The sequence below is a fragment of the Nocardia sp. NPDC055029 genome (assembly GCF_053608525.1).
Window position 1 is genome coordinate 1 of record NZ_JBSGVQ010000066.1, and the last position, 21,233, is coordinate 21,233.

The 21,233-nt window shown below is 67.9% G+C and carries 20 protein-coding genes and 1 tRNA gene; 11 read left to right on the plus strand and 10 right to left on the minus strand.

Annotated elements, in window-relative coordinates; translation table 11 throughout:
- Nucleotides 1-190 precede the first annotated feature (190 nt).
- Nucleotides 191-1,831, plus strand: coding sequence for a GMC oxidoreductase (locus tag ACWF9G_RS33365; RefSeq protein WP_452520167.1), 1,641 nt, complete (start codon nucleotides 191-193; stop codon nucleotides 1,829-1,831).
- Nucleotides 1,832-1,926: 95 nt separating this feature from the next.
- Nucleotides 1,927-2,760: an ion transporter gene (locus ACWF9G_RS33370; protein WP_452520169.1), complete on the plus strand. Its 834-nt coding sequence runs from the start codon at nucleotides 1,927-1,929 to the stop codon at nucleotides 2,758-2,760.
- On the opposite strand, the gene ACWF9G_RS33375 is transcribed toward ACWF9G_RS33370, so the two are convergent.
- The 3 genes from ACWF9G_RS33375 to ACWF9G_RS33385 form a co-directional block, all read right to left on the minus strand.
- Complete coding sequence (locus tag ACWF9G_RS33375; protein WP_379307935.1) at nucleotides 2,747-3,949, minus strand: low temperature requirement protein A; 1,203 nt, start codon at nucleotides 3,947-3,949, stop codon at nucleotides 2,747-2,749. The genes ACWF9G_RS33370 and ACWF9G_RS33375 overlap by 14 nt on opposite strands.
- 68 nt (nucleotides 3,950-4,017) lie before the next feature.
- Nucleotides 4,018-4,476 carry an SRPBCC family protein gene (locus ACWF9G_RS33380; protein WP_379307934.1) on the minus strand — a complete coding sequence of 153 codons (459 nt, stop codon included), beginning with the start codon at nucleotides 4,474-4,476 and terminating at the stop codon, nucleotides 4,018-4,020.
- Nucleotides 4,477-4,574: 98 nt separating this feature from the next.
- Nucleotides 4,575-5,147: a TetR/AcrR family transcriptional regulator gene (locus ACWF9G_RS33385; protein WP_452520171.1), complete on the minus strand. Its 573-nt coding sequence runs from the start codon at nucleotides 5,145-5,147 to the stop codon at nucleotides 4,575-4,577.
- 71 nt (nucleotides 5,148-5,218) lie between these two features.
- On the opposite strand from ACWF9G_RS33385, the gene ACWF9G_RS33390 reads away from it, so the two are divergent.
- The 3 genes from ACWF9G_RS33390 to ACWF9G_RS33400 all read left to right on the plus strand — a co-directional run bounded on the left by ACWF9G_RS33390 (nucleotide 5,219) and on the right by ACWF9G_RS33400 (nucleotide 8,232).
- Nucleotides 5,219-5,791, plus strand: a complete 573-nt coding sequence (locus ACWF9G_RS33390) for a dihydrofolate reductase family protein (protein WP_452520173.1) — start codon at nucleotides 5,219-5,221, stop codon at nucleotides 5,789-5,791.
- A 137-nt stretch (nucleotides 5,792-5,928) separates the two neighbouring features.
- Complete coding sequence (locus tag ACWF9G_RS33395) at nucleotides 5,929-7,194, plus strand: aspartate kinase (protein WP_379307931.1); 1,266 nt, start codon at nucleotides 5,929-5,931, stop codon at nucleotides 7,192-7,194.
- 3 nt (nucleotides 7,195-7,197) lie between these two features.
- The gene (locus tag ACWF9G_RS33400) at nucleotides 7,198-8,232 is read left to right on the plus strand and encodes an aspartate-semialdehyde dehydrogenase (RefSeq protein ID WP_452520175.1); all 1,035 of its coding nucleotides are present in this window, start codon (nucleotides 7,198-7,200) and stop codon (nucleotides 8,230-8,232) included.
- Between the two features lie 54 nt (nucleotides 8,233-8,286).
- Here ACWF9G_RS33400 and ACWF9G_RS33405 read toward each other — a convergent pair whose 3' ends face one another.
- Entirely contained in the window at nucleotides 8,287-9,525 is a 1,239-nt protein-coding gene (locus tag ACWF9G_RS33405) for a serine hydrolase domain-containing protein (protein WP_452520177.1), read from the minus strand.
- A gap of 186 nt (nucleotides 9,526-9,711) precedes the next feature.
- Complete coding sequence (locus ACWF9G_RS33410) at nucleotides 9,712-10,950, minus strand: APC family permease (RefSeq protein WP_452520179.1); 1,239 nt, start codon at nucleotides 10,948-10,950, stop codon at nucleotides 9,712-9,714.
- 329 nt (nucleotides 10,951-11,279) lie between these two features.
- Between ACWF9G_RS33410 and ACWF9G_RS33415 the strand changes: the two genes are divergently transcribed.
- From ACWF9G_RS33415 to ACWF9G_RS33425, 3 genes are all read left to right on the plus strand, one after another.
- Entirely contained in the window at nucleotides 11,280-11,714 is a 435-nt protein-coding gene (locus tag ACWF9G_RS33415) for a Fur family transcriptional regulator (protein WP_452520189.1), read from the plus strand.
- Nucleotides 11,711-13,171, plus strand: a complete 1,461-nt coding sequence (locus ACWF9G_RS33420) for a catalase (RefSeq protein ID WP_452520180.1) — start codon at nucleotides 11,711-11,713, stop codon at nucleotides 13,169-13,171. Before ACWF9G_RS33415 ends, ACWF9G_RS33420 begins: the two co-directional genes overlap by 4 nt.
- A 525-nt stretch (nucleotides 13,172-13,696) precedes the next feature.
- A complete protein-coding gene (locus ACWF9G_RS33425; protein WP_452520181.1) occupies nucleotides 13,697-14,365 on the plus strand; it encodes an arsenate reductase ArsC in 669 nt (222 codons plus the stop codon).
- On the opposite strand, the gene atzF is transcribed toward ACWF9G_RS33425, so the two are convergent.
- Nucleotides 14,322-16,025, minus strand: coding sequence for an allophanate hydrolase (atzF, locus tag ACWF9G_RS33430; protein WP_452520182.1), 1,704 nt, complete (start codon nucleotides 16,023-16,025; stop codon nucleotides 14,322-14,324). The two genes, ACWF9G_RS33425 and atzF, sit on opposite strands and share 44 nt — an antisense overlap.
- A gap of 10 nt (nucleotides 16,026-16,035) precedes the next feature.
- A complete protein-coding gene (locus tag ACWF9G_RS33435) occupies nucleotides 16,036-16,740 on the minus strand; it encodes a GntR family transcriptional regulator (protein WP_379307924.1) in 705 nt (234 codons plus the stop codon).
- A gap of 224 nt (nucleotides 16,741-16,964) precedes the next feature.
- On the opposite strand from ACWF9G_RS33435, the gene ACWF9G_RS33440 reads away from it, so the two are divergent.
- Both ACWF9G_RS33440 and ACWF9G_RS33445 read left to right on the plus strand, forming a co-directional pair.
- A complete protein-coding gene (locus ACWF9G_RS33440) occupies nucleotides 16,965-17,132 on the plus strand; it encodes a hypothetical protein (protein ID WP_452520185.1) in 168 nt (55 codons plus the stop codon).
- A gap of 62 nt (nucleotides 17,133-17,194) precedes the next feature.
- On the plus strand, nucleotides 17,195-17,722 hold the full coding sequence (locus ACWF9G_RS33445; protein WP_452520186.1) for a hypothetical protein: 528 nt from the start codon (nucleotides 17,195-17,197) through the stop codon (nucleotides 17,720-17,722).
- 111 nt (nucleotides 17,723-17,833) lie between these two features.
- Here the strand turns inward: ACWF9G_RS33445 and ACWF9G_RS33450 are convergent.
- The 3 genes from ACWF9G_RS33450 to ACWF9G_RS33460 all read right to left on the minus strand — a co-directional run bounded on the left by ACWF9G_RS33450 (nucleotide 17,834) and on the right by ACWF9G_RS33460 (nucleotide 20,604).
- Nucleotides 17,834-17,907: transfer RNA gene (locus ACWF9G_RS33450), tRNA-Pro, on the minus strand.
- A 64-nt stretch (nucleotides 17,908-17,971) separates the two neighbouring features.
- The gene (locus tag ACWF9G_RS33455; protein WP_452520187.1) at nucleotides 17,972-19,603 is read right to left on the minus strand and encodes a hypothetical protein; all 1,632 of its coding nucleotides are present in this window, start codon (nucleotides 19,601-19,603) and stop codon (nucleotides 17,972-17,974) included.
- Between the two features lie 38 nt (nucleotides 19,604-19,641).
- On the minus strand, nucleotides 19,642-20,604 hold the full coding sequence (locus tag ACWF9G_RS33460) for a metallophosphoesterase (RefSeq protein ID WP_379307920.1): 963 nt from the start codon (nucleotides 20,602-20,604) through the stop codon (nucleotides 19,642-19,644).
- A 121-nt stretch (nucleotides 20,605-20,725) separates the two neighbouring features.
- On the opposite strand from ACWF9G_RS33460, the gene ACWF9G_RS33465 reads away from it, so the two are divergent.
- Entirely contained in the window at nucleotides 20,726-21,190 is a 465-nt protein-coding gene (locus ACWF9G_RS33465) for a GatB/YqeY domain-containing protein (protein ID WP_379307919.1), read from the plus strand.
- Nucleotides 21,191-21,233 lie beyond the last annotated feature (43 nt).

The window sequence follows — 21,233 nt, forward strand, 5'->3', positions numbered from 1 at the left end:
GGGCACCGGTGCTTGCTCCTTCGTCGCCTACGCACCGGCACCTGATCGGCGGGACGGCCGCGACCGCCGCTGCGCGGCGGACCCTCCTCGGGGTCGGGTCGTGCGGGGCTGGGCCGTATTCGTGAGTTTCGACAAAATGGCGCACTGACGGGGCGATTTGTCGGTTTAACGCGGTATCCTGCGCTCGGCCATGCGTGATGAGGGAGGTGGCCTGGTGCACAGACGTGCCTTTTTCAAGGCGGCGGGACTGGCGACGTTTGCCGGTGCCGTGGGGGCAACGCTGACGAACCCGGTGGCGGCGGCTGATCCGCGGGAAGCGATGTTCCAGTCCTGGGTGCCGGAAATCTTCGCACCGATCCCGGACGCACCGGCGCATACGCAGGCCATCGTCATCGGCTCCGGTTTCGGGGCTGCCGTCACCGCGCTGCGGCTGGCCGAGGCCGGGGTCGCCAACACCGTGCTCGAGCGCGGCTCACGCTGGCCCAACGACCCGTGGCGCGAGATCTTCACCGGCGACGATCTGCCCGACGGCCGCGGCTTCTGGCATCGCACGACCTTCACCGGCGTCAACAAGGTGCCGATGAGTTTCGGCACGTTCGGCGGCGTTCTCGACGTCACCGAGTTCCAGGGGATCGATGTGTGGCGCGCGGCCGCGGTCGGCGGCGGCTCGGTGATCTTCAGCGGCGCGATGATCGCGCCCGAGCGCAAGCTGTTCGACCACGTCTTCGGCGGCGTCGTCGACTACGGCGAGCTCGAGCGCGTCTACTACCCGCGAGTGCGCGAGATGCTGCGCCTCGACCCGATGCCGGCCGACATCTACCACGCCTCGCCGTTCGCGCATTCGCGCGCCTGGGACGACCAGGTGCGCGCGGCCGGTTACCAGCCGTTGCCCAACGACTCGATCTTCACCTGGGACGTGCTGCGCAGCGAGCTCGCGGGCACTTCCCGCGCCTCGGCCACCGCCGCCCGCTCCAACCTGGGCAATTCCAACGGCGCCAAGTTCGACCTGAACCAGAACTACCTGCGCTACGCCGCCCAGACCGGCAAGTCCCAGGTGTATCCAGGCCACCGGGTCGACAGCATCGCCCAGGAGGCGAGCGGCAAGTTCGTGGTCACCGTGACGAAACTGGCACCGTCCGGTCAGTTCCTCGGGACCCGCGTTCTGACCTGCGACCAGTTGTTCCTCGGTGCCGGTTCCATCGGAACATCCGAGCTGCTGGTCCGCGCCCAGGCGACCGGTGCGCTGCCCAACCTCAACGAGCACATCGGCGACGGCTGGGGCACCAATGGCGACGTGGCGCTCGCCCGCGGCGCGAGCAGTGTGGCAGGCCAAGGCCAGGGCGTGCCGAGCGCCAGCCGGATCTTCGACGGGTCGACCGTTCCGCTGACCCTGGAGAACTGGTACATCCCCGGCATCCCGTTCGAGACCGGCGCGCTGGCCTCGCTGGGCATGGTGCTCGATTCGACCAGGACCCGCTTCGGCTACAACGCCGCGTCGGGCAGGGTCGGGTTGAGCTGGTCGGCGGGCGCCCAGGACGCCGTCGTCGGCGCGGCCCGCGCGGTCGATCGCCGGATCGCCGAACGCGCGGGGGCCATCGCCGAATACGGTGCGCTCGGCTACGACGCGAATGCCCAGTTCACCGCGCACCCGCTCGGCGGCGCCGTGCTCGGCAAGGCCACCGATGCCTTCGGCCGCGTGCACGGGCACCCCGGCCTCTACGTGATGGACGGCGCGGCGATCCCGGGCAGCACCGCGACGGTCAACCCGTCGCTGACCATCACCGCGCTGGCCGAACGCAATATCGCCGCGATCGTCGCCGCCGGTCGCTGAACACTCGCCGATACCGCGGCGCGCGATCTGACCGGCGCGCGCCGGTCCGGCCGTTACCCTCGGCAGGGACGATGGCGTTCGAAGGGAGCACACAGGTGGCCTCACCGGGCATCGAGCGGGTCGAGGCATTGCCGGACGTGCGCTCCAAGACCCCGTCCCTGCGCACCGATCTGTTCATGCTGGTCCTGGCGATCATCTCGGTGGTCCTGGTCGTGTGGATCACCTTCTTCACAGTCTCGGACGCGACCTATCGCGCGATCGTGATCACCGACTGGACGATCTGCGCGATCTTCCTGATCGAGTTCCTGTGGCGCTGGCGGCGCGCGGGCTGGCCGTGGTCGTACCCGTTCGTCTACTGGTACGAAGTGCTCGGCATGATCCCGGTGTCCAGCCCGATCTTCCGCAGCTTCCGGTTGCTGCGGATCGTGGTGATCCTGATCCGGCTCGGCCGGGTCGCCGACCGGGCACTCGGTGAGCGGGTCACCGCGACGATCGTGAACCGGTTCGTCGGCACCATCGTCGACGTCATCAAACGCCCGATGACCATCGCGATCCTCGACGAGGTCTCCAAGGTTCTGCGCGCGGGCCACTACACCAAGAACATCGCCGCGGCGCTGGAGGAGAACCACGCCGAGGTCGACCAGATGATCGTCGACCTGATCAAGAACGATCCGCAGACGGGCAAGCTGCGCTACGTCCCGTTCCACGACGACATCATCCGGCTGGTCGCCGACACCGTGTACCGGATGCTGCGCCAGCTGCTCGACGACCCGCGCACCGACGAACTGGTCGCTGACATGCTGCGGGAGAACCTGGACCAGATCAACGACGCGGTCCGCGCTGGCGTGCGGGTGCCCCCGTCGCATCGAGGGGCGACGCCCGCCGAGCACGGCGTGCGCCACCACCTCACGCAGATCAAGCGTGTCTGATCTCGTCGCGCGGCTGCGCGTAGCGGATGGTCTCGAAGATCACGAGCAAGGCCAGCACCGCGCAGAGCACCGCGAGTGAGGCCAGCGCGGGCAGATTCGTCGCCACCGGGATCAGCGCGACCAGCACCACCGCGGTGACGACCCGGGCGATCGACACCGACTTGGTCGCGTAGTACTTCGCCGCGACAACGCCGAGCAGGAACAGCGCGGGCCCGACGAAGAGCGCGGCGAGCGGAATGCCGTGCAGCGCGTCGGTCAGCTTGTGATGCGAGGCGTCGCCCACGTAGTACAGCACCTTCTTCAACCCGAGCGAGAGCGCGATGACGCCGGCGATCATCGGGAAATGCCCGTAGGTGTAGCTGCGCTGCGCGATCTTGATCTGGTGCGCGCCCCTGGCGTGGGCGAAGGCGTGCTCGATCGAGATCGCCGCGACGTCGAAGTACAGCCACCACAGCAGCCCCGACACCGCGAGCCCGAGCATCGAGCCAAGCGCGATCGGCCACGAGATCGGCAGCCCGGCTACCCCGATGCCGATCGAGACGATGGACTCACCGAGGGCGATGATGACGATCAGGCCGTAGCGCTCGGCGAAATGCGAGGCCGAGTTGATCCGCCAGTCGGTGCCTGCGAACCAGGTCCAGACCATGTCGCCGACGATCGCGGCGAGCCACAGCATGATCTGGGTGAAGCCCTCGGTCGTGGCCGCGACGACGAGCAGCGCCGTGCCGAGGGTGATCGAGCCGAGCGCCCAGCGCAGCACCTGCCCGCGCAGCTGGGAGTCCTCGGCGCTGATCACCCAGAAGATCGAGACGTGCACCAGCCGAACAACGAGATAGGCGATGGCGAAGACCAGCGGGCCGAACCACCCGCCGCTCAGGTCCTCGAACGCCTCGGGAATGGTCAGTGCCGCGATGAACGCCCCGCCCATCGCGACGAACATCGCCAGCCTGGCCATGCCCTCGTCGGCCCGCACGACATTGCCGAGCCAGGAGTAGGCGATCCACAGCCACCACATCAGCGCGAGGACCAGCGCGGCGCGGATCACGTTGGTCGGGGTGGGATTGTCGGCGGCCAGCGCGGTGACCATCGTGAAGGCGAAGACGATCACGAGGTCGAAGAACAATTCGAGCTGGGTTACCGAGGCGCCTTCGGCCACCTGCTGGAACCGAACCCGTCGAGTACCGATCATGCCGCTCATCGTCGCACCCGGACTCGTCGTCCGCGCGGAACGAGCGATCGCTTTCGCCGTCGGCGCAACTAGCCGATGGCGTAACCCCCGACAGGGGGAAACTGCTCGGCGAAGTCGATGAAGTTGTCCACACCCTGCTGGTGCTCCTTGCGGAGATTCCGGTTGAACAGCAGGCCGGGGATGGGCAGCGGGTACCGGAACTCGACGTGGAGGTCGACCTCGGTGCCCTCCGGGCCCTCGAACAGCTCGTACGAGCCGCCGCCTTTCGAGCCGCGGCTGCTGTCGACGACCTCCCAGGACACCCGGTGGGGTTCCCAGGTGTATTCGAGGACCTGCGAGTCCGAGTCGCCCATGAAGTACGCGGTCACGAACACCCGGCGCGGCCTGCCGTTGGGATCGAGAGGGCCGATGCGCACGTCGCTGAAGGACGGGGACCACTCCGCCAGTCGATCGACGGCGAGTAGGGCATCCATGACCTGATCGATGGGGGCATCGACGGTGAATCGGATGTCGATCTTCGAGCGCATCTTTGTCTATCCTCCGAACCCCCGCTGTCTTCGCGCCCGATTGTGCACAGTTGTACCAGTGATCGTCAACACGTCTATGGTCTGGACAAATGACCGGGTCAGCCGCGTATTGCCCGCTCGACGGCGGTTTCGATCAGTTCCATGCTCTGTTGCTCGGTGAAAATTCCGGGCAGCGTGAGGTGTTCGACGATCAGCCAGTTGATGGCCAGATACAGCAGGAGTACCGACGCCTCGTCGCCCGGCTGGCCGGACGCCAGATGGTTGCGGACGTTGAAGTCGATATCGGCGCGGACCCGCTCGGTGAGCACCTCGCGCAGCTCGGGGCGCCGGGTGGCTTCCAGGCGCAATTCGAGCAGCGCGAGGTAGGCGGTGCGGTGCGATTCGAGCCGGCTGACGACCTCCTTCATCAGCCCCGTGATGTTCTCGACCGTCTTCGGTCCCTCGCTGACCAGCGCCATCGTCTCCTCGGTCGGCTGGACCACCTCGTAGAAGCGCGTGCCTGCCTGGGTGAGCAGCTCGTCGCGACTGGTGAAGTAGTTGGACGCGGTGCCGACGGGCACCCCGGCCTGTTTGTCCACCGCGCGGAAGGTGAGGCCGCGGGCGCCCTCGCCTGCCAGCACCTCGATCGCCGCGTCGAGCAGAGCTTGTCGTCGCTCGGGATTAGTTCGCACTTGACACCACTCCGTCTGTAGTACTACGTTCAAACCACTTCATTCAGAGTACAACAACTTAGGCGGTACCCATGCGAAAGCTTGTCTACTACATCGGTGTCTCGCTCGACGGCTACATCGCAGGTCCCGGCGGCGAGGTCGACTTCTATCCGACGCCGCAGAACTACGTGGAATGGATGATGGCCGAGTTCCCCGATGCCATTCCGACCCATCTCCGGGCGCACTTCGGCATGGACCCCGAGCTGCCTGCCAAGAACTGGGACACGGTGCTGATGGGTCGCGGCACCTACATCCTGCCGGGCGAGCACGTCGAGAGCCCGTTCTCGCACCTGAAGCAGTACGTCGTCTCGTCCTCGCTCGCGCAGGCCGATCACCCCGGTGTCGAGATCGTCTCCGGCGATCCCGCGGCGCTGGTCCGCGAACTCAAGGAACAGGAAGGCGGCGACATCTGGCTGTGCGGCGGCGGGAAGCTGGCCGGTCAGCTCATCGACGAGATCGACGAGATCGTCATCAAGAGCTACCCGGTCATCGCGGGCGACGGCGTACAGGCGTTCACCGGCGTCTTCAAACCGACATCCTTCACGCCGGTGCAGCGCAAGGAATTCGACAACGGCACGCAGGTCACCTGGTTGTCCCGGTCCTGATTTCCGCGGCTATCCACAGGTGACAAGCCTGTGTCGTTTTCCACAGGCTGGGGAGGTAGCGGCTGAACCGGTAGACCTGGGCCGGTAGTCTAGGTCGCTGATACCAAGCCTGATTGTCGACCGTGAAGGACCTAGCCGTGGCTCTCGTTGTTCAGAAGTACGGAGGATCCTCGGTGGCCACCGCCGAGCGGATCCGGCGCGTCGCTGAACGGATCGTGGAGACCAAGAAGCAGGGCAACGACGTCGTCGTGGTCTGCTCGGCCATGGGCGACACGACCGACGAGCTGCTCGATCTCGCGGAGCAGGTGGCCCCGGCGCCGCCTGCTCGCGAGATGGACATGCTGCTCACCTCCGGTGAGCGCATCTCGAACGCGCTGGTGGCCATGGCGATTCACTCGCTCGGCGCCGAGGCACGCTCGTTCACCGGTTCGCAGGCCGGCGTGATCACCACCGGCGCGCACGGCAACGCCAAGATCATCGACGTCACCCCTGGCCGCCTGCAGGAGGCGCTGGCCGAGGGGCAGATCGTGCTCGTGGCCGGCTTCCAGGGCGTCAGCCAGGACAGCAAGGACGTCACCACGCTGGGCCGCGGCGGTTCCGACACCACCGCCGTCGCGCTGGCCGCCGCGCTGAAAGCCGATGTCTGCGAGATCTACACCGACGTCGACGGCATCTTCAGCGCCGACCCGCGCATCGTCGGTGACGCGCAGAAGCTCGACAACATCTCCTACGAGGAGATGCTGGAGATGGCGGCCTGCGGCTCGAAGGTGCTGATGCTGCGCTGCGTGGAGTACGCGCGCCGCTACAACGTTCCCGTTCATGTTCGGTCGTCCTACACCGACAAGATCGGCACCACTGTTTTCGGATCGATGGAGGACATTCCCGTGGAGCAGGCAATCCTGACCGGCGTCGCGCACGACCGCAGCGAGGCCAAGGTGACCGTCGTCGCCCTGCCGGACGAGCCGGGCTACGCGGCCAAGGTGTTCCGTGCGGTCGCCGACGCCGAGATCAACATCGACATGGTGCTGCAGAACATCTCCAAGGTCGACACGGGCAAGACCGACATCACCTTCACCCTGCCCAAGACCGACGGCGCCCGCGCGGTCGAGATGCTGACCAAGCGCCAGGACGAGATCGGCTTCGCGCAGGTCCTCTACGACGACCACATCGGCAAGGTCTCGCTGGTCGGTGCGGGCATGAAGTCGCATCCTGGCGTCACGGCCACTTTCTGTGAGGCGCTGGCCAACGCGGGCGTGAACATCGACCTGATCTCCACCTCGGAGATCCGGATCTCGGTTCTGGTGCGCGACACCGAACTCGACGAGGCAGTGCAGGTCCTGCACAAGGCCTTCGATCTCGGCGGCGAAGAGGCCGCCGTCGTCCACGGCGGAACGGGGCGTTAAGCGATGGGTGTACGGGTAGGAGTCGTCGGCGCGACCGGTCAGGTCGGCGCCGTCATGCGCAAGCTGCTCGAGGAGCGCAATTTCCCGGCCGACGAGGTGCGGTTCTTCGCGTCCGCGCGCTCGGCCGGTAAGACGCTGCCGTGGCGCGGCGGCGAGATCGTCGTCGAGGACACCGAGACCGCCGATCCGTCGGGTCTCGACATCGCGCTGTTCTCGGCGGGCGCCACCATGTCGCGCGTGCAGGCCCCGCGTTTCGCGGCCGCCGGTGTCACCGTGATCGACAATTCCTCGGCGTGGCGCAAGGATCCCGAGGTGCCGCTGGTCGTCTCGGAGGTCAACCCCGAGGCCACCCGCAACCTGCCCAAGGGCATCATCGCGAACCCGAACTGCACCACCATGGCCGCGATGCCGGTGCTCAAGCCGCTGCACGACGTGGCTGGCCTGCAGCGCCTGATCGTGTCGAGCTACCAGGCGGTTTCCGGCTCCGGCCTGGCCGGTGTGGAGGAGCTCGCCTCGCAGATCCGCGCGGTGGCCGCCGACGCGGAGAAGCTGGTGCACGACGGCAGCGCCGTCGAGTTCCCGGCGCCGAACAAGTACGTCGCCCCGATCGCGTTCGACGTGATCCCGCTCGCGGGTTCGCTCGTCGACGACGGCTCCGGCGAGACCGACGAAGACCAGAAGCTGCGCAACGAGAGCCGCAAGATCCTCGGCCTGCCCGACCTGCTGGTCAGCGGCACCTGCGTGCGTGTGCCGGTCTTCACCGGCCACTCGCTGTCGATCAATGCCGAGTTCGCCGAACCGCTTTCGGTGCTGCAGGCCAAGGAACTGCTGGCCAAGGCGCCGGGCGTGCGCCTGGTCGACGTGCCGACCCCGCTGGCCGCCGCCGGCCAGGACGAATCCCTTGTCGGCCGTATCCGCCAGGATCCGGGCGTGCCGAGCGGTCGCGGTCTCGCGCTGTTCATCTCCGGCGACAACCTGCGTAAGGGCGCCGCGCTCAACACGATTCAGATCGCGGAAGTGCTCCTCGACAACCGCTGAGCATTACCGTCGAAACGGGCCGGGGCACCAACCCCGGCCCGTTTTTCGTGTCGGCTAACGGATTCCCGGTGTACGTGGATCGTCGCCGACGCAGGCCAGGATCGCGCACCCCGGCGGAATAGTGGCGAACGGGGCCGCCAGTGGCTGGTTCAGGCAGTTGAAGACGGTGCAGCCGGGATAGGCGCCAGGGCCGATACCGAATACCGCCAGCAGGATGTCGCGGTCGACGAGTGTGGCCGGATCGAACTGCACCGGTGGCTCCACATACGGCTGCGCGACGGGCGCTTTCGTGTCGGTGAACGCGGTGAACAACCGGCGGAAGAACTCGTGCGGCAGTTCCTCGGTATGCGCGATCACCCCGGCGGGCCCGTATCTGGTCTCGTTGCCGAACGGTCCGGTCCACATCACCGTCAGGTCCAGACTCGGCATGAAGAAGACGTTCTGCAGGCCGAGGCCCGACATGAAGAACGTGTCGTCGGGCAGGAAGTCCGGTGACTCGGCGCAGCCGGGACCCACCCAGAACAGGTAGCCGTAGCAGCTGTTCTGGGGTGACGGTGTGCGGGCTTTGCGCAGGTAGCCGGACGAGAGCAGCCGGGAATCGCCCCAGCGGCCGTCATTGGCGACGAGCAGCCCGAGCTTGGCGAGGTCGTTGGGCGGCAGCAGCAGATGCGCGTAGCCGTAGGTGTGGCCGGAACGGTCACGCGCCCAGTAGTAGTCGCCGCGTTCGATGCCGAGTGGGTCGAACAGCTCGCGCTGCGCGAACTGCTGCAGCGGTTCGCCGACGGCCAGCTCGATCACATATGACAGCAGGTCGACATTGCGCTGGCTGTAGCTGAACTTGGTGCCGGGCGGGTTGGTCAGTTCAACGGCCAGCGCCTGCACGGCACTGTTCGGGTCGATCGGGATCACCGCGGTGACGCCCTCGGTGAGCACCCCGGTCTTCATGCCGGAGGTCTCGGTGAGCAGGTTCTCCACCGTGATCGAGCGGTGCGCCGCATCGCCGAGGCCGGCGGGCAGGTAGTGGTCGATCGGCGCGTCGATCGCGAGTTTGCCCTGATCGGAGGCGATTCCGGCGAGTAGCGACACGATCGACTTGGTGACGCTCCAGATGTTCCACGCGACATTGCCGGTCTCGTCGTTGCGTAGCCCTTCCCCGACGAGGCAGTTGTGCCGGAACACCTGCACATTCAACCGGTTGCGGCTGGCCGCGAACCGCAGTGCCGCTTCGACTTTCGCCGAGTCGAGGCCGACCTGTTCGGGGCGCGCGCGTTCGAGCTCGCGTGCCGAGGTCACCGCACAGGTCGTCGATGTGTCAGGGGCAGCGGTCGCGGGCCCGGCGAACAGACTCGCCGAACCCAAGGTGGCCACCATCGTTCCCGCGAAAAAACCCCTGATCAGCCCCATGCGGCCGAGGGTAACCCGCGGCGAGTTCCGTAACCCGTAAAGCGGGGCCGCCCGATCCCCTAATCGCGGGTATGTTCATCTACCCGTAAAACCCCGAACCGCATACACTGCCGCGCCGAAAGCCAGCACGCCGAGCCCGGCCAGCACCGAGCCGATGGGCAGCGAGAACCCGACGACGACGCACCCGAGCGCCCCGAGCGCGGGAACCCAGCGCGGCGGCCGGTGTTCGGCCGCGGTGAGAGTGGCCGCCGACAGATTCGCGACCAGATAGTAGCCGAGCACCGCGAACGAGGAGAACCCGATCGCCGCGCGCAGGTCCATCGTCGCCGCCAGTACCGCGACGACGACGCCCACCGCGAGCTCCGCGCGGTGCGGCACGGCGTACCGGGGATGCACCGCGGCGAGCGCACGCGGCAGATGCCCGTCGCGCGCCATGGCCAGCGTCGTCCGCGACACACCGAGGATCAGCGCCATCAGCGAGCCTGCGGCGGCGAGCACCGCACCCGCCCGCACCACAGGCGCGAGCCATCCCATGCCCGCGGCCTCGACGACCCGCGCGAGCGGATCGCGCGCCGCCGCGAGTCCACCGGAACCCAGCGTGAGCAGCGCGGCCACCGCGACCAGCGCGTACACGGCCAGCGCCCCCGCCAGCGCGAGCATGATCGCCCGCGGAATCGTGCGCTCGGGATCGCGCACCTCCTCGCCGAGCGTGGCGATCCGCGCGTACCCGGCGAACGCGAAGAACAGCAGTCCGGCTGCCTGCATCACGCCGTAGGGCCCGATCTCCGCATCGAGAACCGTTGCCGACGAATGATTCCCGCCGAACCCGGCCACCACCACCGCGGCGAGCACCGCGAGCACCAGCCCCACGATCACCCGCGTCGCCAGCGCCGACTTCTGCACCCCCACATAGTTGATCCCGGTCACCACGACCACCGCCCCCACCGCCACCGCATGCGCCTGCTCCGGCCACGCGTAACTCCCCACCGTCAGCGCCATCGCCGCACACGAGGCCGTCTTCCCGACCACGAACCCCCACCCCGCCAGATACCCCCAGAACGCCCCCAGCCGCTCCCGTCCGTACACATACGTTCCACCGGACACCGGATACAACGCCGCCAACCGCGCCGACGACATCGCGTTGCAATACGCGACCACCGCCGCCACCCCCAACGCCACCGGCAACCACGACCCCGCCACCCCCGCCGCGGGACCCAGCGCCGCGAACACCCCGGCCCCCACCATCGCCCCGAGCCCGATCACCACCGAGTCCCGCAACCCGAGCTCACGCCGCAACCGCGCTTCCGAAGCCATACCCCCATCCTCGAGCATCGCCGGTCGGTGCGCGACCTGTGCCGTGACATGACAAACGCCGCCAGGTCGATGAGGGAGACCTGGCGGCGTTCGAGTCGAGGGGCCGTCTCTCCGGACGGCCCGTCAGGGTGTCGACGCCCCACAAGCGCCTCTCGGCGAGTGGTCGCTCGTAGCGACAAAGGGGTGAGGCCCGGGGCTGTTCGGACGCCGACAGTGGTGTTCAACCGAGTCGCCCGGCGAGCTATTCCGCGTGCCCGGTGTGATCCGCGCAACTTGCTTGATTCTCTCCATTTCTTGACTAATTCCAGAAAAGGAGGAGAGTGGGTGCCGTGCACACCGAGGAGATCGACGCTTGCCGACTGTTGCGTGATGCGGGTTTGCGGGTCACCGCGCCGCGGATCGCGGTGCTGAATGCTGTTGCCGCGCAGCCGCATTCGGATGCGGAGGCGATCGCCGCCGTGACCAGGGCAACGCTCGGCACGGTGTCGACGCAGGCGGTGTACGACGTGCTCAATGCCTGCGTGCGGGTGGGAATCCTGCGGCGGATCGAACCAGCGGGCTCGCCTGCCCGGTTCGAGACGCGGACCGGGGACAATCACCATCACCTGGTGTGCCGAAGTTGTGGGGTGGTGGTCGACACCGAATGTGTCGTCGGCGCCGCCCCCTGTCTGCAGCCCGCGGACGATCACGGCTTCGCGATCGACGAGGCCGAGGTCGTCTTCTGGGGGTTGTGCCCCGACTGCCGAAACCAGGAGGCGAAATGACCAAGCCGACCACCACGAACACCGGTAGTGCCGTCGAGAGCGACGACGAATCGCTGTCCGCCGGGACCCAGGGACCGGTGCTGCTGCACGACCACTACCTGATCGAGAAGCTGGCCCAGTTCAACCGCGAGCGGGTCCCGGAGCGGATCGTGCACGCCAAGGGCTCCGGCGCCTACGGCGAGCTGGTGGTGACCGGCGATGTCAGCCGCTATACCAAGGCGACGCTGTTCCAGCCGGGCGCGCGCACCGAATCGCTGGTCCGGTTCTCGACCGTGGCCGGTGAACAGGGCAGCCCCGACACCTGGCGTGATCCACGCGGTTTCGCGGTGAAGTTCTACACCGAGGACGGCAACTACGACCTCGTCGGCAACAACACCCCGGTCTTCTTCATCAAGGACGCGATGAAGTTCCCCGACTTCATCCGCTCCCAGAAGCGACTGCCAGGCAGCGGACTGCGCGACCACAACATGCAGTGGGACTTCTGGACGCTGCGCCCGGAGTCGGCGCACCAGGTGACCTGGCTGATGGGCGACCGCGGCCTGCCCAAGACCTACCGCCACATGGACGGTTTCGGCTCGCACACCTACCAGTGGATCAACGCCGAGGGCGAGCGGTTCTGGGTGAAGTACCACTTCAAGACCGATCAGGGCATCGAGTTCCTGACCCAGGCCGAGGCCGACACCCTCGCGGGCACCGACCCCGACTACCACCGCGAGGACCTGTGGGACGCGATCGAGCGCGGCGACTTCCCGAGCTGGACGCTGAAGGTCCAGATCATGCCGGTCGCCGAGGCAGAGGCCTACCGCTTCAACCCGTTCGACCTGACCAAAGTGTGGTCGCAGCAGGACTATCCGCTGATCGAGGTCGGCAAGTGGACGCTGAACCGCAATCCGGGCAACTTCTTCGTCGACATCGAGCAGGCCGCGTTCGAGCCGTCCAACATCGTCCCCGGCATCGGTTTCTCGCCGGACAAGATGCTGCTCGGCCGCGTCTTCGCCTACGCCGACGCGCACCGCTACCGGATCGGCACCAACTACGCGCAGCTGCCGCCGAACCAGGCCAGGGCCGCCGAGGTGAACTCCTACTCGAAGGAGGGCGCCATGCGATACCAGTACAACCCCGCCGACGTGCCGGTCTACGCGCCGAACTCCTTCGGCGGTCCGCACGCCGACCCGTCGAAGGCGGGCGACGGCGGCCTGTGGGAGTTCGAACCGTCGATGCTGCGGGCAGGCTACATCCAGCACGCCGAGGACGGCGACTTCACCCAGGCGGGCACGCTGGTGCGTGAGGTACTCGACGACGCCGCCCGCGCACGCCTGGTCGGCAACATCGTCGGCCACGTGCTCGCCGGTGTCAGCGAGCCGGTGCTGAGCCGGGTGTTCGAGTACTGGCGCAATGTCGACGCCGAACTCGGCAAGCGGGTCGAGGAAGGGGTGCGGGCCGGCCTGGAAGGCTGATCCGGATCCGAGTAGACACCGAGGCAGGTACGCCGCAAGGCATACCTGCCTCGTGTCGTGTCCGCAGGAAATAGGTTGGCGCGGAAGCCGTTCGGCGTCCGCGCCGTCGATGTCTTATCGGTCAGAAATTGCTGAACCAGTACAGCAGGCTAGCCAGCACCCAGACGATCAAGGTTTCCATCGTCGTTCTCCATCTTGTCGGTCCTTCCATCATCGCCGAAGAAAACGGCCTGTGCCGACAAGTTGTTCTTAAGAACCTCTCGAGACGGACATCGCATCCTTTCTTCAGACACCGGAACAACCGGGTCCGACCGGTCTCGAGGGGTGATCAGTCGGACCCGGCGGTGCAGACCAGAAGGTGGCTCTTCCAGACGCTGAAGACGCACTGCCGACGGTAACCACACCGACGGACTGGGCCATAGACGTTCCGATTCGTGTCATGGGGTACATCGACCGGGCCGGTCCGACGAGGGGTGACCGGCCCGGTCGTTTGCGTTCGACGGCATCGGCCGTCAGGGTTGGGGGGTGGTCGAAATTGCCGAGCACCAAGACGCGCTGGATCGTGCCGAGGGACGGCTGCGCGACGAGTTCGCGACGATGTTCGAGCCGGAGACGATCCATCGTTTCCTGCACTCCTCCTACGACGACTTCGCCGCGAGGGCGACGGTTACCTTGTATCTCCCGCTGCTGGCGGAACGTTTCGGCAGGCAGCGCTTGCAGGCACTGGCCAAGGTCGAAGGCAAGGTCGCCAAGCCGCGCCCGATCGTGCTGTTCCTGTGCACCCACAACGCGGGCCGGTCGCAGATGGCGCTCGGCTACTTCGAGGACCTGGCGCTGAGCCGCGCGGTCGCCTGGTCGGGCGGCTCGGTGCCCGGCGAGCAGCTCAATCCGGCCGCGGTGGCGGCGATGGCGGAGGTGGGCGTCGACATCTCGCGCGAGTATCCGAAGCCGTGGACCGACGAGATCATCCGGGCCGCGGACGTCATCGTCACGATGGGCTGCGGCGACACCTGTCCGCTTGTGCCCGGCGTGCGCTATGTGGAATGGATCATCGATGACCCGGCCGGTCTGGAACTGGAGCTGGTGCGGCCCATCCGCGACGACATCGGCCGCCGCGTGACAGACCTGCTCACCGAGCTGGGCATCCCCGTCAGCGATCCCGCAGATACGCCGTCCAGCCCCCGTACCCGGTGATGTCGGTGGCGGCGACGGCGGCGTCGTAGCTGCAGGCGAAGCCGACCACCGAGCGTCCGTCGGACAGCTCGATGCTGGTCAGCGCCATCGGCGGCGGCAGTTCGGCGAGGAAGCGGCCGAGTCCGCCGGGGGAGACCAGGAACAGCTCGCCGCGGATCGGTGCGCCGAGGCCGTCGCCGTGGCGTACCAGGCCCGGCTTCGGCGGCGTGGTGTCGAGCGCGGTGAGCCGGTAGGCGTCGCTGGTGGTGATCTCGCCCGCGAACCTGGCGCCGAGCTGTTCGAGCTGCCAGTGCAGCGGCTGGCCGCGCAGGTGCGCGCCGAAAACGGCCAGTGGCACACCGGTTTCCACGAGTAGTGGCGATCGGGTGCCGGTGAGGCGGGCGGCCAGGTCGACGGCGAGCTGGTCGGCGAAGGCGGGGACGACCACCATCACGCCGAACGGCAGGCCGTCGGCGGTTGGCACGCCGGGGACGGCGACGGCGGCGAGGTCGAGCAGGTTGCAGAAGTTGGTGTAGGTGCCGAGGCGGCGGTTGATCGTCAGCGGGTCGGCGGCGACCTCGGCGATCGAGGGATGCTCGGTGGTGGTCGGCAGCAGGAGGCCGTCGTAGCCGGCCTGCAGTGTGGTGACGCGGGTCTTGGCCAGCGTGTCGAGGTCGGCGACGAAAGCGTGGGCGTCGAGGTTCTTTGCCGCGCTGATGATCCCGGCGACGGTCGGGTCGAGTCCCGCTTCGGCCTTGTCGACGAATTCGCCGACGGCCGCGTATCGCTCGGCGACGATCGCGCCGTCGTAGAGCAGGCGGGCGGCGTCGAGCAGTGGCGAGATATCGATCTCGTGCACGGCTATGCCCTGATCACGCAGGGCGGCAACAGTTTCGGTGAAGGCGGCGCGGTAGGGAGCGCTCAGTGGGGCGAGGTCCTCGGGGCGCGGGATCGCCACCTTCGGCGTGGCTGACGCGGCCAGGCGCACGTCGGCGGGCCAGGCGCGGCTGCGCGGATCGAGGGCATCGGGGCCCGCCATGATCCTCGCGGCGGTGACGGCCAGGTCCAGGTCGGCGGCGAACACGGTGACCGCGTCGTAGTCGGCGCACGCGGGGACGACGCCGTGCGCGGGGATCACGCCGAGGCTCGCCTTGATGCCGACGATGCCGTGCAGAGCCGCGGGTACCCGGCCCGAGCCCGCGGTGTCGGTGCCGATCGCGAGGTCGGCGATGCCGAGGGCCACAGCGGCCGCCGATCCGGAACTCGAACCGCCGGAGATCAATTCGGGGTGGAGCGCGTTGCGCACCGCGCCGTAGGGGCTGCGGGTGCCGACCAGGCCGGTGGCGAACTGGTCGAGGTTGGTCTTGCCGAGCACCAGCGCGCCCGCCGCCACCAGGCGTTCCACTGCCGCGGCTGTTTCGGTTGCCGGATAGGCGAATTCGGGGCAGGCCGCGGTGGTCGGCAGGCCCGCTACGTCGACGTTGTCCTTCACGGCGAGGAGCAGACCGGCCAGCGGCAGGTCTTCGCCGTCGGCGACGCGTCGGTCCAGTTCCGCTGCCTCGGAATCGAGTTCGTGCTGTGGGCGCAGCGTGATCCAGACCTCGGGCCGATCCACCTGGGCGATCCGCGCGTAGGCCGCCGCGACCCGCGCTGTCGCGGTGCCGGGTAGTCCTGCTGACATGGCCGTCTCCTCAATCGTTCATGGACATGGCGGCGACGGCTCGCGAGATGCGCTCCAGGACCACATCCAGCGAATCGCCGATGTGGGTGTGCAGGAGTTGCTGCGCCAGGACGAGATCGCCGGCGAGGACGGCGTCGAGGATGCCGAGGTGCTCGCTGATCGTGGTCTCGATGCGGTTGTTGATCATGAAGTCGTGCATGCGGACATGCCGGATCCGGGAGTTCACCGCGACCAGCGCGCGCACCATCTCGGCATTGCCCGCCGCCGTCAGCAGGGCGACGTGGAATTCCTCGTCGACCACGACGAACCCCGGCTCCTGGGCAGGCGGATCGGCCTGCAGGGCCAGCCAGCGCTGCCGTTCGGCGCGCAACAGCTGTTCGTCGTGGGTGATCCGCGGGTCGGTGCGCACCCGGGTCATGCCGCCCAGCTCCAGCGTCAGCCGCAGCTCGTACAGGTCGCGGATGCGGGCCACGCTCGGCCGCACCGGGCTGAACCCGAACTCCTCGCGTTCCAGCAGTCCGTCCGAGCAGAGCATGGTCAGCGCCTCGCGCACCGGCGTGCGGGAGATGCCGAATCGGCTCGACAGCTTCGGCTCGGTGAGCCGCTCGCCGAAGCGGATGTCACCGTTCATCAACTCGCCGCGCAACGTCGAGTACACGACGTCCCGCAGCGGCCTGCCAGGGCCGTCATCCGGTGCATCCACCCTTGTCGACATGGGTGTATACGCTATCGACCGGGAATTTCTATCAAGTGACAGAAAGTAAGCGTCAGGTTATCGGGTCCTCACACCGCCCCATCTCACGACGGCCGCGTCACCGTGGAGAGCACTTCTCAACCACCTTCGAACACACAGGGAACCTCGGGTGACACAGTCCGCGCGCACTCTTCTCTACGAGCCCGCCGTCGCGCTCCCACTCCGCTCACCCGGAAGGGCGACCCATGAACGCATCCGCCGCAATCCTGGCCCTGATCCTAGGACTGTTCTCGGTCATCGCCATCACCGTCTGGTGGCCCAACCCACTCGACCGCGAAACACCCCCGACCTACGAAGAACCCCTCCTGCGCGGCGTCTCCGTGCCCCGCCCGACTCGCCGCGATCGCCACTGATCCGACCCGACAGGTGGGTGATCGTTGCGCGGCAGCGGTAACCTTCCTCGGTTGTGCCCGCCATGAACAATCAAAGTCTCGCCCGCAGAAGAAGTATCGCCCTCCGGCACCTGTTGGGGCCGCCACCGAGTGCTCCGCCGACCATCGACTGGAGCGCTGTCGAACATCGCCTCGGCTTCACCCCGCCCCCGGACTACCGGGCCTGGGCAAACGTCTACCCCCAGATCACCATCGACAACTTCTTGACCGTCTTGCACCCAGCCGGGCCGCCCTCGCTCAACCTGTTCACGGCCGACACGGAACTGCTCTCTTTCGAGCGTCAACTTCGAGACGTCGATCCCGGCGACATGCCCTACCCCATCCAACCCGAGCCCGGCGGACTCTACCCCTGGGGCTGGACCGCCAACAGCGACCGCCTGCACTGGTATCCGGCGGGTGACCGCCTCGTCGTGATCAACCGGTTTGGAAACCACGAATGGCCGGGCACGATGACGGACTTCCTTATCGCGTTCCTCGCCCGCGCACCACTGTTCCCCTTCTTTCCCGCCGACTACCCCCGGCCAGGATTCACAGTGGATGCCGCCGACTGAGTTCGGCTGATGCTGCCTCCGGAGCTCACCTCGACCCGAAGCACCCCAGACATACGAGGAGCCCCTGACCAGTGAACTGATCAGGGGCTCTTCTGTGTCTCAACCAACACGTCGGGGTGACAGGATTTGAACCTGCGACCTCTTCGTCCCGAACGAAGCGCGCTACCAAGCTGCGCCACACCCCGTGAGGCGAACCTGAAGTAGCTTACAACGAGGTGATGTGGATTGTTAAACCGGCTGGTCAGGGGGTTAGTTCAGGGCGCGGATGGAGCTGAAGATGCGCTTGGCGGTGGCGGGGTCGACGGCGTCGGCGACGCCGGTGTCGGCGATCATCACCATGACGAAGCTGCCGTCCTTGACGCCCTTGAACGCGTAGGTGTAAATGGAGAAGGTGGGGGCGCAGCCGGGCTTGGGGTTGGGGACGGTGCCGGTGGTCTCGGTGAACATGCCCTCGGTCTTGCCGTCGATCGACTTCAGCGGCTGGGCGGGGCCGGGGGTGCCGGTGGAGCCCTTGTAGGCCAGGGGAGCGGCCTTGGTGCCGAGCTCGGCGCCCGCCGCGGCGTGGTCGGCCTGCTTGGAGCCGGTGAGCAGCGACATGGTTCGGGTGGAGCCGGGGCAGTAGTCGCGGCCGTCGGTGGCGTAGCCCTTGCCGATGACGGAGTCACCGGGCGGTTCGCCGACGCCGCCGATGGTGGTCTCGGTGGCGACCTTCCAGCTCGGCGGCACGTCGTAGGCGGCGCCGCGGTCGGGCGAGGCGACCACCTGGTAGCCCTCGATGAGCGGCGTGCGGCCGGACGCGGCGCCCGTCGGTGACGGGGTGGTGGAGCTGGGCTTGGGCTTGCTCGACGAGGGCGGTGCGCCGGTGGTGGTGAGGGCGCTGACCATCGACGGGGTGGCGCCCCCGCCCGCGGTGGTGGCCGGGGAGTCGTCGCCGCGGGTCAGCGCGACCGCGGTGATGGCGCCGCCGACCAGCAGGACCGCTGCGAGACCCGCCGCCACCCAGATCGCCGCCTTACCACCGGATTTCGGCCCGGGCGGGATCGGCTGACCATAGGGCTGCTGACCGTAGTGCTGCTGACCGAACTGTTCGAGCGGCGGAATCTCGCCGTACTGCTGCTGCGCTGGCTGCCAGGTCGCCCCGCCCAGCACCGTCGGATCGGACTGCCCCCACTGCCGAGCTGGATTCTGCTGTCCCGCAGCAGGATTCCACGGCTGCTGGTTGGGTACCTGACCAGCGCCCCATTGCGCCTGTCCCGGCGGCGAACCCCACTGCTGGCCCGGAACCTGCTGACCGGCAGGAGGATTCGAGCCCTGCCAAGACGCGTTCGGGGCACACAGCTGAGTGACATCGGCCTGGCCGGGCTGCCACGGCTGAGGCGAACCGGGCTGCGCAGCTGGAGAATTCGCGCCCGGCCACGCAGCAGCGGGGTTGCGCAGCTGGGTCGCGTCAGCTTGACCTGGCTGCGCGGCGGAGGCATTCGGGCCGGGCCAGGGTACGGCCGGGTTGCGCAGCTGGGTCGCGTCGGCCTGGCCGGGCTGCCACGGCTGAGGCGAACCGGGTTGTCCGCCAGGAGGATTACCCGCGTCCCACTGCTGCGGGCCCGCCGGCGTCCACGGCGTCGGATCGGGCAGGCCCGGCATGGGCCCGGAACCGTCCCAGCGCAGGGTCGGCGGGAGCCCGGTGCTGCCGGGCGTCCACACCGCGGTCGCGTCGGGCGCACCCGGATTCGGCTGTCCCGCAGCGGGATCCCCCTGCGCGGGCGCGCCCGGCGGCGGGTTCACCGCGTCGGGACGCTGCCATTGCGCGTCGGGCTGGTGCGGCGCACCCGACCCACCGAATACGGTGGGGTCGTTGCGCCTGTCGTCGGATCCACTGCTCACGGTCATCCCCTACTGACAAGAGTCGTTCGGGGCAGACCCTAGCGGGCGACGGCCTCCGATGCCGACACGCCGTGGCCGGCGTCGGCCGATGGCCGCTTCGGCGGGGCGCCGACCAGCGTCAGCAGGGTGGCTTCCGGGCGGCAGCAGAATCGGTAGGGCGCCCACGGCGAGGTGCCGATGCCCGCCGAGACGTGCAGCTGGGTGTGCTCGCCCCACCGGGAGGCGCCCTTGACCCGGGACTTGTCGATGCCGCAGTTGGTCACCAGCGCGCCGTAACCGGGGACGACCAGCTGTCCACCGTGCGTGTGCCCGGCCAGCACCAGGTCGTAGCCGTCCTCGGCGAACCGGTCGAGGACCCGCGGTTCCGGCGAGTGGGTGACACCGATGCTCAGCTGCGCGAGCTGGTTGGGCGCACCGGCGACGGTGTCGTAGCGGTCGCGCTGCAGATGCGGGTCGTCCACACCGGCGCTGGCGATGCGGATGCCCGCCACCTCCAGGTCGCGACGCGTGTGGGTCAGGTCGAGCCAGCCGCGTTCGGTGAACGCCGCGCGCAGATCCTGCCAGGGCAGCGGGTCACCGTAAACGCGGCGATGATCCTTCTTGAAATACTTCAGCGGATTCTTCGGCACCGGCGCGAAATAGTCGTTGGAACCGAACACGAACAGGCCGGGACGGGCAAGCAGCGCACCGAGGGATTGCACAACGGCGGGTACGGCCTTGGGGTGGGAAAGATTGTCGCCGGTATTCACGACCAGGTCGGGTTCGAGCCGGTCGAGTTCGCGCAGCCACTGCTGTTTGAGCTGCTGGCCCGGCATCATGTGCAGGTCGCTGACGTGCAGAATGCGCAAGGTGGGCGAGCCTGGCGCGAGTACCGGCATGGTCGCTTCGCGCAGGACGAACGCGTTCCGTTCGATCAGCGTGGCGTATCCGATGCCGGCGACGGCGGCCCCGGCGGCTCCCAACGCGGTTCGGCGGACAGCGGACGTCGAGATAACGGGCATTTGCCCAGCATAGGCGACCCCCTCCCGGAACGGCGCGTGTGTTTCCGCACAAACGGTCGGAATTTCATCCGCGATGAAAATGTGATGGGACTCCGGAGGCCGAACAGCTAGCGTGAGGCGCATGTCGGAACTGAAATCGCAACTGCGCGCGGATATGACCGCCGCACTGAAAGCCAAGGACACTCTGCGCTTGGCGACCCTGCGGATGCTGCTCGCCGCGATCCAGAACGCCGAGGTCTCCGGAGCGCAGGCGAAGGAACTCTCCGATGCCGAGGTCGTCTCCGTTTTGCAGAAGGAAGCCAAGAAGCGCAACGAGTCGGCCGTGATCTACGAGCAGAACGGGCGTGGCGAACTGGCCGCGAACGAGCGCGCCGAGGAAGAGATCATCGAGCAGTATCTGCCGACCCAGCTGACCGAGGCCGAGGTGGCCCAGGTCGCCGACACCGCGATCGCGCAGGTCGCCGAGGAGATCGGCGAGCGGCCGGGGATGAAGCAGATGGGTCAGGTCATGAAGGCGGCGACCGCGCTCGCCGAGGGCAAGGCCGACGGTTCGCGGCTGTCGGCGGCCGTCAAAGCGCGCCTGTAGACCCGCGCGACAACGAGCAGGGCCGCCGTCCGAAGTGGACGGC

Bases quoted from the DNA above. Each gene is read 5' to 3' on its own strand.
- ACWF9G_RS33365 (WP_452520167.1), top strand. From the start codon at position 191: ATGCGTGATGAGGGAGGTGGCCTGGTGCACAGACGTGCCTTTTTCAAG.
- ACWF9G_RS33375 (WP_379307935.1), bottom strand. From the start codon at position 3,949: ATGATCGGTACTCGACGGGTTCGGTTCCAGCAGGTGGCCGAAGGCGCC.
- ACWF9G_RS33380 (WP_379307934.1), bottom strand. From the start codon at position 4,476: ATGCGCTCGAAGATCGACATCCGATTCACCGTCGATGCCCCCATCGAT.
- ACWF9G_RS33390 (WP_452520173.1), top strand. From the start codon at position 5,219: ATGCGAAAGCTTGTCTACTACATCGGTGTCTCGCTCGACGGCTACATC.
- ACWF9G_RS33400 (WP_452520175.1), top strand. From the start codon at position 7,198: ATGGGTGTACGGGTAGGAGTCGTCGGCGCGACCGGTCAGGTCGGCGCC.
- ACWF9G_RS33410 (WP_452520179.1), bottom strand. From the start codon at position 10,950: ATGGCTTCGGAAGCGCGGTTGCGGCGTGAGCTCGGGTTGCGGGACTCG.
- ACWF9G_RS33420 (WP_452520180.1), top strand. From the start codon at position 11,711: ATGACCAAGCCGACCACCACGAACACCGGTAGTGCCGTCGAGAGCGAC.
- atzF (WP_452520182.1), bottom strand. From the start codon at position 16,025: ATGTCAGCAGGACTACCCGGCACCGCGACAGCGCGGGTCGCGGCGGCC.
- ACWF9G_RS33435 (WP_379307924.1), bottom strand. From the start codon at position 16,740: ATGTCGACAAGGGTGGATGCACCGGATGACGGCCCTGGCAGGCCGCTG.
- ACWF9G_RS33440 (WP_452520185.1), top strand. From the start codon at position 16,965: ATGAACGCATCCGCCGCAATCCTGGCCCTGATCCTAGGACTGTTCTCG.
- ACWF9G_RS33445 (WP_452520186.1), top strand. From the start codon at position 17,195: ATGAACAATCAAAGTCTCGCCCGCAGAAGAAGTATCGCCCTCCGGCAC.
- ACWF9G_RS33460 (WP_379307920.1), bottom strand. From the start codon at position 20,604: ATGCCCGTTATCTCGACGTCCGCTGTCCGCCGAACCGCGTTGGGAGCC.
- ACWF9G_RS33465 (WP_379307919.1), top strand. From the start codon at position 20,726: ATGTCGGAACTGAAATCGCAACTGCGCGCGGATATGACCGCCGCACTG.